The sequence below is a fragment of the Aliidiomarina taiwanensis genome, assembly GCF_003987015.1.
GTDB lineage: Bacteria > Pseudomonadota > Gammaproteobacteria > Enterobacterales > Alteromonadaceae > Aliidiomarina > Aliidiomarina taiwanensis.
This window is the reverse complement of record NZ_PIPQ01000003.1, coordinates 38,745-55,104: the sequence shown is the minus strand read 5'-3', so window position 1 is coordinate 55,104 and position 16,360 is coordinate 38,745. Positions and strand designations below refer to the sequence as shown.

At 49.4% G+C, this 16,360-nt stretch carries 14 protein-coding genes; 8 read left to right on the top strand and 6 right to left on the bottom strand.

All coding sequences use genetic code 11. The features are described from left to right. The first annotated feature begins 6 nt into the window (after positions 1–6). Both accA and tilS read left to right on the top strand, forming a co-directional pair. A complete protein-coding gene (accA, locus tag CWE15_RS06905; RefSeq protein ID WP_126757362.1) occupies positions 7–963 on the top strand; it encodes an acetyl-CoA carboxylase carboxyl transferase subunit alpha in 957 nt (318 codons plus the stop codon). Further along, the gene (gene tilS, locus CWE15_RS06900) at positions 950–1,918 is read left to right on the top strand and encodes a tRNA lysidine(34) synthetase TilS (protein WP_126757361.1); all 969 of its coding nucleotides are present in this window, start codon (positions 950–952) and stop codon (positions 1,916–1,918) included. The genes accA and tilS overlap by 14 nt, the downstream gene beginning before the upstream one ends. On the opposite strand, the gene CWE15_RS06895 is transcribed toward tilS, so the two are convergent. Then, the gene (locus CWE15_RS06895; protein ID WP_126757360.1) at positions 1,915–2,820 is read right to left on the bottom strand and encodes a GGDEF domain-containing protein; all 906 of its coding nucleotides are present in this window, start codon (positions 2,818–2,820) and stop codon (positions 1,915–1,917) included. The two genes, tilS and CWE15_RS06895, sit on opposite strands and share 4 nt — an antisense overlap. 182 nt (positions 2,821–3,002) lie before the next feature. Here CWE15_RS06895 and CWE15_RS06890 point away from each other — a divergent pair, with 182 nt between their 5' ends. The 5 genes from CWE15_RS06890 (at position 3,003) to CWE15_RS06870 (ending at position 8,689) form a co-directional block, all read left to right on the top strand. Further along, positions 3,003–3,731: a DUF599 domain-containing protein gene (locus CWE15_RS06890; protein ID WP_126757359.1), complete on the top strand. Its 729-nt coding sequence runs from the start codon at positions 3,003–3,005 to the stop codon at positions 3,729–3,731. 24 nt (positions 3,732–3,755) lie between these two features. Further along, positions 3,756–4,793 (top strand): succinylglutamate desuccinylase, encoded by a 1,038-nt coding sequence (gene astE, locus CWE15_RS06885; RefSeq protein ID WP_241971865.1) that lies wholly within the window; start codon positions 3,756–3,758, stop codon positions 4,791–4,793. Between the two features lie 148 nt (positions 4,794–4,941). Next, positions 4,942–6,126, top strand: a complete 1,185-nt coding sequence (locus CWE15_RS06880; RefSeq protein WP_126757357.1) for a thiamine pyrophosphate-dependent dehydrogenase E1 component subunit alpha — start codon at positions 4,942–4,944, stop codon at positions 6,124–6,126. Then, positions 6,126–7,103, top strand: coding sequence for an alpha-ketoacid dehydrogenase subunit beta (locus CWE15_RS06875; RefSeq protein WP_126757356.1), 978 nt, complete (start codon positions 6,126–6,128; stop codon positions 7,101–7,103). Before CWE15_RS06880 ends, CWE15_RS06875 begins: the two co-directional genes overlap by 1 nt. A gap of 11 nt (positions 7,104–7,114) precedes the next feature. Next, positions 7,115–8,689: a dihydrolipoyllysine-residue acetyltransferase gene (locus tag CWE15_RS06870; protein ID WP_126757355.1), complete on the top strand. Its 1,575-nt coding sequence runs from the start codon at positions 7,115–7,117 to the stop codon at positions 8,687–8,689. A 94-nt stretch (positions 8,690–8,783) separates the two neighbouring features. Here the strand turns inward: CWE15_RS06870 and CWE15_RS06865 are convergent, their stop codons facing one another. The 5 genes from CWE15_RS06865 to CWE15_RS06845 all read right to left on the bottom strand — a co-directional run bounded on the left by CWE15_RS06865 (position 8,784) and on the right by CWE15_RS06845 (position 13,718). Then, positions 8,784–9,563 (bottom strand): SDR family oxidoreductase, encoded by a 780-nt coding sequence (locus tag CWE15_RS06865; protein WP_126757354.1) that lies wholly within the window; start codon positions 9,561–9,563, stop codon positions 8,784–8,786. Further along, entirely contained in the window at positions 9,560–10,165 is a 606-nt protein-coding gene (gene rnhB, locus CWE15_RS06860) for a ribonuclease HII (RefSeq protein WP_126757353.1), read from the bottom strand. Before rnhB ends, CWE15_RS06865 begins: the two co-directional genes overlap by 4 nt. Continuing rightward, the gene (gene argE, locus CWE15_RS06855; protein WP_126757352.1) at positions 10,162–11,337 is read right to left on the bottom strand and encodes an acetylornithine deacetylase; all 1,176 of its coding nucleotides are present in this window, start codon (positions 11,335–11,337) and stop codon (positions 10,162–10,164) included. Before argE ends, rnhB begins: the two co-directional genes overlap by 4 nt. 103 nt (positions 11,338–11,440) lie before the next feature. Next, complete coding sequence (locus CWE15_RS06850; RefSeq protein ID WP_126757351.1) at positions 11,441–13,015, bottom strand: AbgT family transporter; 1,575 nt, start codon at positions 13,013–13,015, stop codon at positions 11,441–11,443. Positions 13,016–13,130: 115 nt separating this feature from the next. Beyond that, positions 13,131–13,718, bottom strand: a complete 588-nt coding sequence (locus tag CWE15_RS06845) for a hypothetical protein (protein ID WP_126757350.1) — start codon at positions 13,716–13,718, stop codon at positions 13,131–13,133. Positions 13,719–13,896: 178 nt separating this feature from the next. Between CWE15_RS06845 and CWE15_RS06840 the strand changes: the two genes are divergently transcribed. Next, a complete protein-coding gene (locus tag CWE15_RS06840) occupies positions 13,897–16,338 on the top strand; it encodes an alpha/beta hydrolase family protein (protein WP_126757349.1) in 2,442 nt (813 codons plus the stop codon). Positions 16,339–16,360 lie beyond the last annotated feature (22 nt).

The following is a 16,360-nucleotide window of genomic DNA, read 5'->3' as shown; positions in this document are numbered from 1 at the left end:
GTACAAATGAAACAGAGTTTTTTAGAGTTTGAAAAGCCTATTGCAGAACTGCAAGCACAAATCGATGAACTACAAGCGGTTGGTGCTAAAGGTGGTTTAGACATAGATTTAGAAACCGAAGTAAAATTACTACGGAAAAAACGTTCTGAGTTAACGAATAAAATATTTTCGAACTTAGGTCCATGGCAAGTGGCCCAGCTTGCACGTCACCCACAGCGTCCCTACACCTTGGACTATATTGAAGCTATTTTCACTGACTTTGACGAACTAGCTGGTGACCGTGCTTACGCAGACGATAAAGCCATTGTAGGCGGTGTTGCCCGTTTAAACGGGCAGCCTGTCATGGTCATAGGTCAGCAAAAAGGGCGGGAAACGCGCGAAAAGGTTCGTCGTAACTTTGGTATGCCGAAACCGGAAGGGTACCGCAAAGCATTGCGCCTAATGGAAATGGCAGAACGCTTTAACATGCCCATTATTACTTTCATTGACACGCCAGGTGCTTACCCTGGTATTGGTGCAGAAGAGCGTGGGCAAAGCGAAGCCATTGCCCGCAACCTAAAAGTCATGTCGCGCTTAAAAGTACCTACGATTTGCACCGTTATTGGTGAAGGCGGCTCAGGTGGGGCGTTAGCTATAGGCGTAGGTGATCGCGTAAACATGTTGCAGTACAGTACCTATTCTGTGATTTCACCGGAAGGCTGTGCCTCTATTTTATGGAAAAGTGCCACCAAAGCAGACCTTGCCGCAGCGGCTATGGGTGTGACAGCACAGCGTTCCCTTGAGCTTGGTTTAATTGATGCAATTATTGAGGAGCCTCTCGGTGGTGCTCATCGTGACTTTGCGACCACAACAGAGCGTGTAAAAGCACAGATTCTGGCGGATCTCGAGTCACTACAAGGTTTGTCAGAAGACGAGCTGATAGAAGGGCGTTACCAAAAGCTAATGAACTTTGGCTACTGTTGATCTCTATTCGACCTTTACCCATGAGCTGGCTCGGTTGCAACTGCAGCCGAACCAGCAAATTGTTGTTGCGCTTGGCGGTGGGGTTGACTCCCAAACCGTATTAGACTTGACCGATCGCTTCCGTCGCGAACATCCAGAATTTCGTTACCTTGCTATTCACTTAGACCACGCCTTTCACCCGAAGTCAGGCGCATGGGCCGAGTTTCTGGCAAGTGACTGCGAACGCCGACAATTTCCTTACCATATTGAGCCGTTAAATATTGTTCAGGGGGCCCGTGAAAGCTTGGAAGAGCTTGGTCGTGACGCCCGCTATTCCCGTATGGCTGAGCTGACGGAAGCAGACGCCGTGATTTTATTGGGCCAACATAGGTCGGATCAAATTGAAACCTTCTTTCTCCAATTAAAACGTGGGGCGGGGCCGAAAGGCTTGTCGGCCATGGCGTTTATTGCGCCATTTGTGGGGCAAAGGCGGCTTTGCCGGCCGTTACTAGGGGTTAGTAAGTCGGAACTGTATGCTTATGGTGAATCCTTTGGTGTGCAGTGGATAGAGGATGACACCAACTACGACACGCGCATAGAGCGTAATTTTTTACGCCACGACATTGTACCTCGGTTAAAGTCTCGATGGCCTGCTATAGAGCAAACGGTGCTGCGCTCGACGCAGCTGTGTGCCGAGCAGCACGCCTTGTTGTCAGAGCTGTTAGACACAGTGTTAAACGGCATCATGCAAGGGCAGGTGTTAGACCTAACCGGCTGGACAACCCGTTCTGTGCCAATGCAAAAAGCTTTGTTACGGCGCTGGTTTGAATTGAATGAGGCAAGAATGCCAAGCGCAGCGGTGCTTGCAGAGCTTATTCAGCAGTTGCAACGACTACCGCAAGGGAAGGTGGGGGTGCGTTGGGGCCAATGGCAGGTGCAGCGGGTGAAACGAAGCTTACACCTTAGCTGCAATTAACCTACACAAGGTGTGGCTTCGTTGTTGTCTTGTTTGGCAAACTTAACAACCCCTTTACCGCTCCGTTTTGCTCTATACAAAGCACTGTCAGCTTGGGCCATTAAACTGCGCTCGTCGCATGTATCGGACAGAGCAACGGCACCTGCACTACAACCCACCTTGTGCTTACTAAGTAGGGGGTCTTGCAGAACTGCTTGTTTTATACGCGTAAAGACGAGCTGAGAGCTCGATGCGTCCGCTTCCTGTAGCAGTACTACAAACTCGTCTCCGCCGTAACGGTAAAGACTGTCGTACCCACGTAGCTGCGCTTTGACCACTTCAACAAAGCGCTTAAGAATTGCGTCGCCGACTAGGTGACCGGCTGTGTCATTCACTTGTTTGAAGCCGTCGAGGTCGAGCAGGAGTAAAGTCGTGTCGAGTTTGGCTCGTTGCTTTGTGACAATAGCGCGCTGCAAAGTCTCGGTGAGTAACAAACGATTACCGGCACCTGTCATAGGGTCGAACATGGCTTGGCGTCGTAACTTTGCATATTGCAGTGCATTGCGCAGTGGAAACACAAGCTGCTGATGGTACTTGGCTAACCGTTTTAAGTCAGCGGCAGAGAAGCCTTGCTGCTTACTGTAAACCAGTTCACCTAAGTATTGGTTGTCCGCGTGTAAAGCTGCTTGGTGCTGTGGTTGCTGCTCAATATGGCCAAATACGGCAAATACGGTCTCTTCAGCGGCAAATGCCAGGCTGGTGACACCCATGGCTTGCCGCACTTCAGAACCATAGATGGCAAGCAGCGACTCTAACTCTAAGGTGGTTTGGAGACGCTCGGCCAACTTACCTTCTTGCTGTAGCCGCTGTGAATAGGCCATCACTTGAACGACGCTCCTGTCTTCTTGTTCAATAATATGCACGTGAATATCCTTTACTTGTGTGGTGCTTGAAGAGCTTTATGCAAATAACCTGCCATAATTTGTGTTATTTATTTGACGGCGCATGTGGTTAAATAGACAAGCTTTCTTTTGTTGTAATAGAAAGCAGAAATATTGGTAGGACGCTTTCTTATTTTGTCCAGACTAGAAAGGATGAGTACGTGATGGCACATATTCCATTATTGGATGTAATTGCTTTTGTTTGGTTTTTTACAATTTGGTTTGGCTATACCCGCTTTGCTCGTAAGCGGGCTAAAACCCACCATTGCTTGTCGAGTATTTTGTGCACGCTGCGTGTAGAGTGGATGAAGGCTGTAGCTTATAAAGAATTACATATTGCCGATGCTTCCCTTATTGGCAATGTTGAGCGAACCGTTACCTTTTTTGCTTCGTCAACTATTTTTGTATTAGCAGGGGTACTGACAGTCACCGCATCGAACGATGCCTTTGTACGTGTATTACATGAGCTACCCTTTGTCACCCAGCAAAGCCATACCTTGGTTTTAATTAAACTTGGCGTACTAGCCATGATCATGGTGTATGCATTTTTTAAGTTCACGTGGGCGGTCCGAAAGTTTGGTTTTGTTTCTATTTTACTGGGTATGGCACCCTCAGTGAGTAAGGCGGCCGTTGATGAAGAAGGGAAAATGCGCTACGCCGTGAATACGGCAAAAGTGATTGATCAAGCAGGTCATGAATATAATTATGGTTTACGCGCTTACTATTTTGCCTTGGGCTACTTGTGTTGGTTTGTCAGCCCATGGCTGTTAATGATAGCAGCCGTAGTGGTGATGGGCGTTTTGTTTCGTCGGGAATATCACTCGCGCGTATTAAAAGCATTATTAGCAACTCAAAACTATGTGCCAGGCCCAAAAGCGAAGGGCGATATCTAAGCGCACAATGAGGGAGATATTGGTTTGACATTAGTAAAAAATTTTTTGCGTTGGACACGCGACCACGAATGGTCAGCTCCGGCTCAGCAAGCTGTAACTTTGGACAATGGCACCCAAGTGGACATTTGGGATACAGGCGTCATTGTGTTTACGCCAGCACAACCGAATGAGCGCGATATTATTTTATCCTGTGCGGTGCATGGAGATGAAACAGCACCCATTGAAATTTGCGACGACTTGATTGAACGACTACGGGCAGGTGAGCTAGAAACAAAGTCGCGGGTGATGTTTTTAATTGCCAACCCAGGTGCAATAAATGTGGGTCGTCGGTTTGTAGAAGAAAACATGAACCGTTTATTCAGTGGGGAGCATAGCCAAGAGCCTGGCCTTGTGAATAAAGAACGAGAGCGAGCCAAGCAGCTTGAACAGTATGTGGCACGTTTCTTTGAAAGTGCCCCAAACCAAGAAGGGCAGCCTCGCGAACGCTTGCACTACGATATGCACACAGCCATACGCGACTCAGCCCATGAGAAGTTTGCTATTTATCCTTACACGAATGGCAAACCATACAAAAAGAAGCAGTTACAATTGTTACACGCCATGGGCGTGCCCGTGGTGCTTTTACATGACGGCCCCACCACTACCTTCTCTTATTTTTCAGTGAATGAGTTTGGAGCAGATGCGTTTACTGTTGAGCTGGGTAAAGTACGGCCCTTCGGACAAAACGACATGAGCCGTTTTGCGCAGGTAAAAAGCATGCTCGAGCAGCTACTAAGGGACACATTGGAGCTTGCGCCTTTGCAGCCTGAAGCACTGCATATTTACCAAGTGTGTCGCAATATCAACCGTACCGAAACCGACTTCGAGCTGAACTTTCCTAACGAAGTGGCAAACTTTACCAGTTTCCCTGTGGGATATGAGCTAGCGCGCGATGGCGAGACGCGCTACAAGGTGGAAGCGGAAGGAGAAGCGATTGTCTTCCCGAATGCTAAAGTAGCGCTCGGGCAGCGTGCGTTACTAACGGTTGTGCCCATAGCAGTCGACAGCATGAAGCTGGTCTGAGTTGTTGCTGAATGCTTGTAACAAACAGTGTTAGCCCGCAAGTGTACGCACAAATGAACAGTTTGTTATAGGTTTGTTTAATCGCGAAGTTTGCAACGACCTTTACGTAAAGGTAAAGTGCCCGCAAAGAATTAAGTGAGAGTATATTATGGCAAAGGAAACGACACCTAAAACTCAGATTACCTCCGAATTAACGGTAATCCCCGCACATGCGGTGAACATTCCCATGTTCCAGCTGCTTAAAGAAGACGGTACTGTGCATAAGGGCGCAGCGTTACCTGAGATCGACAAAGAGCTGGCGCTGAAAATGTTTAACACCATGCAATTCATTCGTTTACTTGACGAACGAATGTTTGCTGCCCAGCGACAAGGTCGCATCAGCTTTTACTTATCATCCCTTGGCGAAGAAGCCGCAAGTATTGGTTCGGCAGCGGCCATCGATTTTAACGACATGATCATGAGCCAGTACCGCGAACAAGGCGCCTTGGCGTTCAGAGGCTTTACCGTAGACGACTTTATGAACCAGCTTTTTTCCAACGAGCTGGACTTAGGTAAAGGACGCCAGATGCCGGTGCATTACGGTTCTGCAGCTTTGAACTTTATGACCATTTCTTCTCCGCTTGGCACACAAATACCGCAAGCAGCTGGCTATGCCTATGGGCAAAAGCTGGACGGTAATAAGAACTGTACGCTTGTCTATTTTGGTGAAGGGGCAGCTTCTGAAGGAGACTTCCACGCGGGCCTCAATATGGCGGCTGTGTATAAAGCACCGGTCATTTTCTTCTGCCGTAACAACGGCTATGCCATTTCAACACCGGCCACAGAACAGTTTGCCGGTGACGGTATTGCGCCGCGAGCCACAGGCTATGGTATGAAGGCCATTCGTGTGGACGGAAACGATATTTTAGCTGTGTATCAGGCGACTCAGGAAGCACGCCGCATTGCTTTAGAAGAGGGTGAGCCTGTGCTGATTGAAGCCATGTCGTACCGTATGGCGGGGCATTCAACGTCGGACGACCCTTCCGGTTACCGAACGAAAGAAGAAGAAGCCAAGTGGCGCGTTAAAGACCCTATGGCTCGCTTCCAGAAGTGGTTAGAAGGCAAAGGCTGGATGACTGAAGAAGCGGCCGCAGAGCAAATGGAAGCGCATAAAAAAGCAGTGCTTGCAGCGCTGAAAAAAGCTGAAACTGTGCCTGCGCCACATATCGACGAAATTATTACCGATGTGTATGACACGCCAACACAGCTACAAAAAGAACAGCTTGAAGCATTAAAAGAACATATTCGTAAGTACCCAGATGCTTACCCAGCAACTGCGGCGGGAGTAAAATAATGGCCAAGATGAACTTATTACAAGCCGTTAATAGTGCGCTCGACATTGCCATGGCTAAAAACGACAAAGTAAGCGTTTTTGGTGAGGATGTGGGCCATTTTGGCGGTGTTTTCCGTGCAACCAGTGGTTTACAAGAAAAATACGGGCGTGAGCGTTGCTTTAACACCCCCTTGGTAGAACAGGGTATTATTGGTTTTGCCAATGGTTTAGCGGCACAGGGTTCATTCCCTGTGGCAGAAATTCAATTTGGTGACTACATATTCCCAGCCTTTGACCAAATAGTGAACGAGACGGCGAAATTCCGTTACCGTTCGGGTAACGAATTCAATGTGGGCGGACTGACCATTCGGACTCCGTATGGTGGTGGTATTCACGGCGGACATTATCATTCTCAGTCGCCAGAAGCCTACTTTGCCCATACGCCAGGCTTGAAAATTGTTATGCCGCGTAACCCGTATCAAGCGAAAGGCTTGCTACTCAGCGCGATTTTCGACCCGAACCCAGTGCTTTTTCTCGAGCCGAAGCGTTTATACCGTGCAGCAGTGGGTGAGGTTCCCGAAGACGAATACACGCTGCCTCTAGGTAAAGCAGAAGTGGTAAAAGAAGGGACAGATGTCACCATTGTAGGCTGGGGTGCTCAGGTAGAAGTGATTGAAAAAGCCGTAGCCCTGGCTGAGAAAGATGGAGTCAACGCTGAAATTATTGACCTACGCAGTATTTTACCTTGGGATGTGGACACGGTGGCTGAGTCGGTCATGAAAACAGGCCGTTTGGTGGTAAGCCAAGAAGCCCCCCATACCATGGCATTCGGTAGTGAAGTGGCAGCGACCATTCAAGAAAAATGTTTCTTGTACTTGGAGTCGCCGGTCATGCGTGCGTCGGGTATCGACACGCCATATCCATTGGCCCATGAAAAAGAGTATTTTTCAGATCACCTGAAAACGTACGAAGCCATTAAACGTTCACTGAACTACTAACAGGAGCACCCATGAGCACAGACTTTATTCTGCCAGATATTGGCGAAGGCATTGTGGAATGCGAAATTGTTGAATGGTTAGTGAAAGAAGGCGACGCCATTCAGGAAGACCAAGTGGTTGTTGAAGTAATGACCGATAAAGCCGTGGTAGAAATACCTGCTAAATTCGACGGCACTGTAGCGAAGCTGTATTACAGCAAGGGCGATATCGCCAAAGTAGGCGAGCCACTGTTTGCCATTAACAGTGAGGGCGCTTCCGCACCCGCTGCACCAGCCGCGAGCGAGCCTGAGGTATCAGACTCGGCCACCGAAGCAGAAAGCAAAGCTGTGGTTGCAGCAGCACCCGGTAACGACTTTATTTTGCCAGACATTGGTGAAGGTATTGTTGAGTGCGAAATTGTTGAGTGGCGTGTAGCTGAAGGCGAGCAGGTGGTTGAAGACCAAGTGGTCGTTGAAGTGATGACGGACAAAGCGGTAGTAGAAATACCAGCTAAGTCCGATGGAGTTGTTAGCACCCTGTATTACAAGAAAGGAGATATTGCGAAAGTGGGAGAGCCCCTCTTTGCATTGTCTGGCACGGGCGAACCTGCGGCTCCGGTAGCGACAGAACAAGCCTCTGCAACCACCCCAGCGGCACCTACGACCCGCGCAGCGGGTGGCGCGTTTGAAGCACCGCAAGCAGCTGCACCTGGCAAAGTATTGGCCAGCCCAGCAGTACGCCGCTTAGCTCGGGAGCAAGACATTGACCTGACCCAGGTAAAAGGCTCGGGGAAAAAAGGGCGTATTTTAAAAGAAGACTTGGCTCAGGCTCAGTCACAGCCGCAAACAGCGGCGCAAGCGACGCCTGTGTCTTCTAAAGCAACCGCGGCTGTTTCATCAGGCGGTACGCGCACAGAGCCTATGCGAGGCGTGCGCGCTGCCATGGCCCGCTTAATGACCGAGTCGGTGCAGACGATTCCTCACTTCACTTATGCGGAAGAGTTTGACTTAACCGAGTTGCGCGCCTTGCATGCGCAGCTAAAAGCCCAGTATGCAGAACAAGGTATTCGACTCACTTTGATGCCTTTCTTTATTAAAGCCATGTCACTGGCGCTGAGCGAATTCCCTATTATGAATGCACAGCTAAATAGTGACGCAACGGAAATTACTTATTTCGACGACCACAATATTGGTATGGCTGTAGCAACGAAGGTTGGTTTAATGGTGCCGAATATTAAGTCGGTGCAAACCAAGTCGTTACTCGAAGTGGCAGAAGAAGTGAACCGACTCACCGCAAGTGCGCGAGAAGGCAAGGTAGCGCCTGCTGATATGAAGGGCGGTACTATTACCATCTCGAATATTGGCGTTGTGGGTGGAACAGTAACCACACCTATTATTAACAAGCCAGAAGCAGCCATTGTAGCCTTAGGCAAGGTGCAAAAGTTACCTCGTTTTGCGGACGACGGCTCTGTGGTGGCTCGTGAAATAATGACAGCGAGTTGGTCCGGTGATCACCGCATTATTGACGGCGCCACCATTGCTAACTTCAACAAACGTTGGCAGCAGTTCTTAGAGTCACCAATGCAAATGTTGACCGTGATGCGCTAATAAGGCGGGCCTGTATGGACGATATTACTGTCCATACAGGCAGTGTAATTTTACGAAAGTCAGGCATTGCCTTCTCCGTCAGGCATTGCCTGACCTACCGCTTAGCCACCATGCGGCGCACCAAACCAGGGAAGAAGCGTTGAAGTAACGGCGCCAACTTACTAACCCCTGAACCTATCACGGCTTCCGCTTTGTTTTTCTCAATGGCTATTATAATTTCCTTGGCACATTGTTCAGCAGAAATGCCCCCAGCGTTGTCAGGGTCTGCTTGATTGCGCTTATTGCCGTCGGCACCCAGTGCGTTGTGGGCCACTTGCGTGTGAATAAAGCCCGGGCAGATAGTGGTGCAGCGAATGTTTTTGTCGGCTACTTCTGCTCGGAGCGAGTCCATAAAGCCAATAACACCAAACTTAGCACCTGCATAACCGCTGCGTAATTTTGTACCTACCTTACCTGCAACAGACGAAACCGTGACAATATGGCCATGGCCTTGTTGTACCATGTGTGGCAACACACCCTTGGTGAGCGCCACAACGCTAAAATAGTTTATTTCCATTAGGTCGCGGTATACCTGGAAATTGGTTTCGAGCGCTAAGCTTCGCTGTGACACGCCCGCATTGTTAATGAGGTAATGGATAGGCTGGCTGGCAGCAAGCTGCTGTGCTTGCGCTAAGGCGGACTCAGGCTGCATTAAGTCCATGGGAACAACTTGGTGTTCACCAGGTAAGCGCGCGGCCAATGCATTGAGGGTGTCTTTTGAGCGCGCTGTTAATATAAGGCGTGCGCCCTTAGCGGCCAGGGCCTCAGCGAGAGCTAAGCCAATGCCTGACGAAGCCCCCGTTAACCAGACGGTTTTTCCTTGTAACATACTCATGCTTTTATTTCTCCGTGATCTCGTTCTAGCTGTCGTTTAACGGGAGCAAAGCTTTTTCGGTGAATAGGGCAAATACCATGCTCCTGAATAAGCTCTAAATGCTGCTTGGTAGGGTAAGCCTTATGTTGTTTGAAGTTATACTGGGGGTACTTTTCATGCCACTCCAGCATTTGTCGGTCGCGTTCTACTTTCGCTAAAATCGAGGCGGCGGCAATCGCCGGCTCGCTGGCGTCACCGCCAACAATTGCGTGCGCAGGTATGGTTAAACCTTTAGGTACATGGTTGCCGTCAATCAACGCGCGCTCTGCTTGCGGGCTAAGAGCATGTACTGCTCGTTTCATGGCCACTAAGGACGCTTGCAGAATATTTAACTGGTCAATTTCGTCGGCGTCGCATTGGGCAATAGCCCAGGCTAAAGCATTGGTTTTAATGTCTTCGCTCAGGGCGAGGCGTTTTTTCTCACTAAGTTTCTTAGAGTCGTTCAGTCCTTCTATAGGGGACGCGGGGTTTAAAATGACCGCTGCGGCAACCACAGGGCCTGCAATGGGACCACGACCGGCTTCGTCAACACCACAAATAAGGACTTCTTCACGAACTGTCATGAAACCTCCTGGGCTTGGTTAAAGCACAGTCGCTGAATCATTTGCTGCAACTTGTCTAAGGAAGGCTTAATTTCATCCAGTCGAATAAACTCATCGGGCTGGTGGGCTTGTGCAATAGAGCCTGGCCCCATCACAATGGTTTCACAGCCGAGGTCGTTAATAAAAGGTGCCTCTGTGCAGTAATTGGCCGGGGCAGCAGGGTGCCCACTAATCTCTTCAGCAAGTTTTACCAAGCTGGCGTCGGCTGGGCAGCTATAGCCAGGAATTGGTGGATGCATGGGGGTAATATCAATGGCGCCTGGGTATTGCTTGGTTAGTTCACTGAGCTGCTTGACCAGTAAATTGTCTAAGTAGTCGATGCCCATGCCTGGTAAAGGACGCATATCCATGTGCAGTTCACAGCAGGCACAAATTCGGTTGGCAGCGTCGCCCCCTTGAATATACCCCAGGTTTAGCGTGGGGTAAGGCACTTCTAGCGCGGGCTCATGGTAGTTGTCGCGTAGGTGCTGTTGTAGTTGTAGCAGCTCGTGGGTGACTTTGTGCATCACTTCAATAGCATTTAAGCCAGCGTCTGGGTTGGAGCTATGGCCACTGCGGCCGGTCACCCGAATGCTGTCGGTAATGTGGCCCTTGTGCATGCGCACGGGCATCATGCTGGTGGGTTCGCCAATAATGGCAAATTCCGGCTTTAAATTGGCAAAACGATGTAACTCACGGGCTCCTGACATGGTGGTTTCTTCGTCAGCCGTGGCTAAAATATACAGGGGCTTACTTAGCTGCGTTAGGTCCATGTCACGCAAAGCTTCCAGCACAAAAGCAAAGAAACCCTTCATATCGGCGCTGCCTAAACCATAGAGTTTGTTGTCGGCTTCGGTTAATTCAAAAGGGTTCTTGCTCCAGCGCCCCTCGTCCCAAGGAACTGTGTCTGTATGGCCCGACAGCAATAAACCACCGGACAGGTGTTTAGGGCCAATGCGTGCTAGTAAGTTGTACTTACCCGGCTGCGCTTCAAGCTCTTGAATGCTGACTTGAAAGCCAAAGTCAGTCAGCCATACAGCGAGCTGGTCAATAACGGCCTTATTGGAAATATCCCATTCAGGATTTAAACAGGACACGGAGGGGGTGGCCACGAGTGCGCGGTACATATCTAAAAATGCGGGTATCTGTGCCATAGGAGTCTCTTACTAAAACATGGAAGTACTCATAGTAGCACTTAGCATAAAAAAAAGGAGCCGCTAAGGGACTCCTTTTTGTTGAGAGGGCTTTGGTGTTGGGTTAACCCGCCATTGGGTATAAATAGTTGGCTTGAATACCTAATGGTAAGCCAATCAGCGAGCCCACAGTCCAGTACAAAATAAGGAAGGCGGACCAAGTTACCAGAAGCGCAATAGAGTAAGGCAGCATAATGGACACCAAGGTGCCAATGCCGGTGCCTTTTACGTAGCGCTGACAGTAAACCACGACTAACGGGAAGTAGGGCAGCAGCGGGGTAATAATGTTACTGGCTGAGTCACCTACTCGGTAAGCGGCCTGGGTTAAGTCAGGTGAGTAACCGAGTTGCATGAGCATAGGGACAAAGATAGGTGCAATCAGCGCCCACTTGGCGGAAGCAGAGCCCACAAACAAGTTAATAAAGGCAACCAAAAAGATAATACCCACCAAGGTGACACTACCAGGTAAAGCCAAGGCTTTAAGGAAGTTGGCACCATTAATGGACATAATAATACCAATTTTAGAGTCGCCAAAGGCCTTAATAAAGAGCGCACAGAAAAAGGCCATGACGACGTAGTAGGCCATCCCTTCCATAGCTTTGGTCATGGCTGCAATGACGTCGCGGGTTTCTTTAAAAACACCTGCCACATAGCCATGCACTATGCCGGGTATCCAGAAAAAGAGGAAAATGAGGGGCACAATAGACTGCATGAGAGGGGCTGTAAATGACGCCAACTCACCGTCCGCATCACGCAGGGCAGAGCCTTCTGGTATACTAATAGCCACAAGCAAGACAATACCGGCAAGCATAGTTAATACGGCTGCGCGGAACGCTTTGCGGTCTTGTTTGCTAACTTCTGCAATTTCAGGAATATCGTCTGTGTCACCGTCGATGGCGGTATTTTGCAAGCGTGGCTCGATGACCTTGTCGGTTAACCACCAACCGACTGCAACCACTAAGAATGAGGACGCAGCGGTAAAGAACCAGTTGTTGAGCGGGTTGAGCTGAATGCTTTCATCCATCATTTCCGCAGCAACCTGGGTAAACGACATAATCATGGGGTCGATAGCGCTCGGGATAAAGTTGGCGCTAAAGCCACCGGACACCCCCGCAAAGGCAGCGGCTATACCGGCTAGAGGGTGACGCCCAGCAGCGTAGAAGATCATACCACCGAGTGGAATAACCAATACGTACCCTGCATCAACAGCCGTGTGGCTGATAATGGCGACCAAAATGAGTACAGGTGTGAGCAGCTTTTTCGCTGTGGAGTCGATCATCAGCTTAATGGCGACATTAATAAAACCACTGCGCTCGGCCACTCCCACACCTAGCATAGCCACAAGCACCACGCCTAAAGGCGCAAAGCCGGTAAAGGTGGTGACCATGGTTGAAAGGAATTCGGCGAGACGATCGGGTGCGAGTAAGTTCACCACTTGCACGGGTTCCGTAGAGCCCGGTAGCGGTGACTTAAACGTGTAAAAGGAGAGGGCATAGCTTAGCCCCCAAATAATCAGTATCAGGCCTGCGAACATGACGGCAGGATCTGGAAGTTTGTTACCAGCTTTTTCCACTTTGTTTAAAATGCGATTTAAACGTGTGTTCTGGTTACTCCCTGTAACATTATTATCAGTGCTCATTGTTGTTCCCCGTGGTTAGCGCACGTGTTCTTATACATGAATAGTTAACATAACCGATTAAGAATACATTGAACAGTGCGCTAGGGGTAGAGCGAGTTGGTTAAAAAGTAGCCTGTTAGAACAGAATGCGTGCGCCAAAGCCCCACGTGGACTTGGAGTAGACGTCGTTAAAGGTAATGCCAATGGACATTTGGGGGGTGGGGTAATACCAAGCGGAGGCGACAATGCCTTGGTCTGCTTGTTGCCCTGAAAACTTAATATGGCGATAGCCCAGACGCGTTTCAAAGGCTTCAAAGCGGTTTCTAAAGCCTGTATTCAGGGTATAAAAGTTGTTGCCGCTGTCGAATAAGCTGCTGCTGGGCGTGTAGCGTCCCAGGGAAGCCGAGGCGTCGAGGGTGAGCCCGTCTGCTATGGTGAAATATTTACCTAAGCCTAAGTCGATAATAGATTCACGAGAGGTGTGCCCTTGCGTCGTGTATTTGCTGTTTTGAAACGTACCCGTGACATAAAATTTATGTTGCAGTTCGTATTCTACGTCGATAAAGAGGCCACGGGTATTGTTGTTACTGTTGGTATAAGCTGCAGACACATGGGTATAACTTGGCTGTGTCAACGTGATGGCTTGGCTGGTGATGCTAAAGGTAGCAAGTAAGCTGGCGGCGAGTGCGCCAAGCGAGCGTCGCGCATAAGTTTTAACCTGCATCGGAAAACTCCAAAGTAAAGCGTTCAAAGAATGCAGAAGTATAACATGCTTCTGTTTTAAGTGACGGGACTTACCAAAGGCTTACGTTCAGAGGGAGCCTTTGAAAGACCAGTGGCATACCCAAATTGTGTCCCTTTACGGTATGATGCTGTCAACGATATTGAAATAGGTTTCGGTTATGATAAAAACAAAAAAATCATTTTTAAAACGCTCTGCCTTGGCGGCAAGTTTATGGTTTGCTTTTTCTGCTGCGGCTGTGGAGCGTGACCACGTATGGGTGCAAAAGGTGCACACCAACTTGGCGGGTGTGGCCCTTGCCGATAGTGCTCAGACCCATGCTCTTCGTGACTCACTGGTGCAGCAGTGGATGTATCAATTGCCCACGGGGAGCAAACTGGCAGATGAGTCAGGTGAAGTACAAAGCGTGCCTGTATTGCAGTTGCCTATAGCAACCCAGCGTTTTACCCAAGGAAGTTTAAGCGTGGAAGGTGCAGAACAGGTAACCTTTTATGTAAATGGCGAGCGCATTGAAGCGAAAGGAACAACCGCTGAATTAGCGCTGCGCACGGGCGACCACCAAGTACTTGTGTTAGTGGAAGGAGCTAAGCGCTGGGATGACCTAACTTTGCAGTGGGAAGGCAAAGCCGAGCATGACCAAATTGACACACAGCGGCCTGATAGCTTGCGCTTAAGCCAAGAAAAAGTGTTTGATACGGAAACCACGACTTTGGTAGAAGCATCACCGAATGGCCAGTATCTCGTGTGGCGAAAAGCACACTACACGCCGGCTACAGGCAATAAAGCGCAAGTGGACTTACAGCTGTTTGATGTGGCGGCAAACCGTACTGTTTACCGTTGGGAAGGTGGTGACAGTCGCCGTTTCGCTTGGCATGGCAGCAGTGAAAAGCTTGCCTTTGTGCAAGGCAGCCACATTAAACTGCTTGATGTAGCAAGCTTAGAACTCACCACCCTGACCGCTGAATTGCCAGGCGTAGGTAACCTGCTTTGGGCCGACGACACCACCTTGTTGTTCAACTGGACAAAAAAAGGTGAGCAAGACGGTGACATGATCAAGCATTACCGGGCCTTAGAAGACCGTTGGAGTTATTTCCGCGACAACAGCCAAGTGTATGCATTGAATACGCGCACGCAGGTGTTGCAGCAATTAACTCAAGGTAGCTCTAGTGTGAGCTTACGCAGTGTGCATGCTAACGGTAAACAGGTGTTACTGAGCCAGCGCTTGCTAGACTATGCAGAGCCAGCTCATAGCTTAACAAAGCTGCAAGAGCTCAACTTAGAAACCGGAGAGTTGCTGGAGTTGGGTGAGCACCGTACATTAGGTGCTGTGACCTATGTGGGGGACGCTATTTATGTGGTGGCAGGCCCTGAGTTTGGAAACGGAGCGGGGCGCAATTTACCTGAAGGCTGGTTAGCCAATAACTATGACGGACAGCTATACCAGTTGCAGCGTAATGGCCAGGTTACTGCGTTGAGTTTAGACTTTGACCCTGCCATTGGTGGTATAGAAGCCCTAGCAAATGGCAATGTGTTGCTTTCAGTCACTGAACGCGACACCACGCAGCTGTATACTTATGAGGTTGAACAAGGCACCTTTCAAAAACTGGCCACGGGCTTGGATGTTATTTCAAGTTTTAGCGTGAGTGACCAAGCAGAGCCCCGGGTGTATTTTGCCGGCACGGGAGCGACGGCACCAAGCCGCATGGCTTATATGCCGGTAACAGCAAGCGAGCCGACTGTATTGTGGGACAGTGCTAGCCAGTATCAAGACTATAAAATTCACGACATTCGTGAGTGGAACTTTAAGAACAAAGCGGGTGACACCATATACGGCCGTGTGCACTTGCCGCCTAATTTTAACCCGGAAGCCAGCTACCCAGCTTTAGTTTATTACTATGGCGGTACTTCACCGGTGCAGCGGGCGTTTACCGGACGCTACCCGTTTAACCAGTGGGCGGCGCAAGGGTATGTGGTGTATGTTATTCAGCCTTCCGGAGCTACAGGTTTTGGCCAAGAATTTTCAGCTCGCCATGTGAATGCGTGGGGCGACTATACGGCGGAAGACATTATTGATGGTACTAAGCAGTTTTTAGCCGCCCACTCCTTCGTTGACGCAGACCGGGTAGGGCACTTAGGTGCTTCCTATGGTGGTTTCATGACCATGCTGTTAGCCACGAAAACAGACATTTTTAGTGCGTCTATGTCCCATGCAGGTATAAGTAATATCACCTCGTACTGGGGGGAAGGTTGGTGGGGCTTCTTGTATTCAGGCGAAGCAAGTAAAGGCTCATTCCCTTGGAATAACCCTGAACTGTATACGGAGCACAGCCCAGTATTCCATGCGGATAAAGTGACAGCCCCTATGCTTCTGATTCATGGCGATGCGGACACGAATGTGCCGCCAGGTGAAAGCCACCATATGTACACGGCATTAAAAATTCTTGGCAAGGAAGTTGAGCTGGTCGAGTTTAAAGGCGCAGACCACCATATTATTCCCCGCGACGCGCGTTTCCGCTGGTGGGATACCTACATGGCGTTTTTTGACAAGCACTTAAAAGGCCAGCCAGAATGGTGGAATTATTTACACCCAAGAAGTGAGTAACAGGTGCCGGACTTTTTAAAAA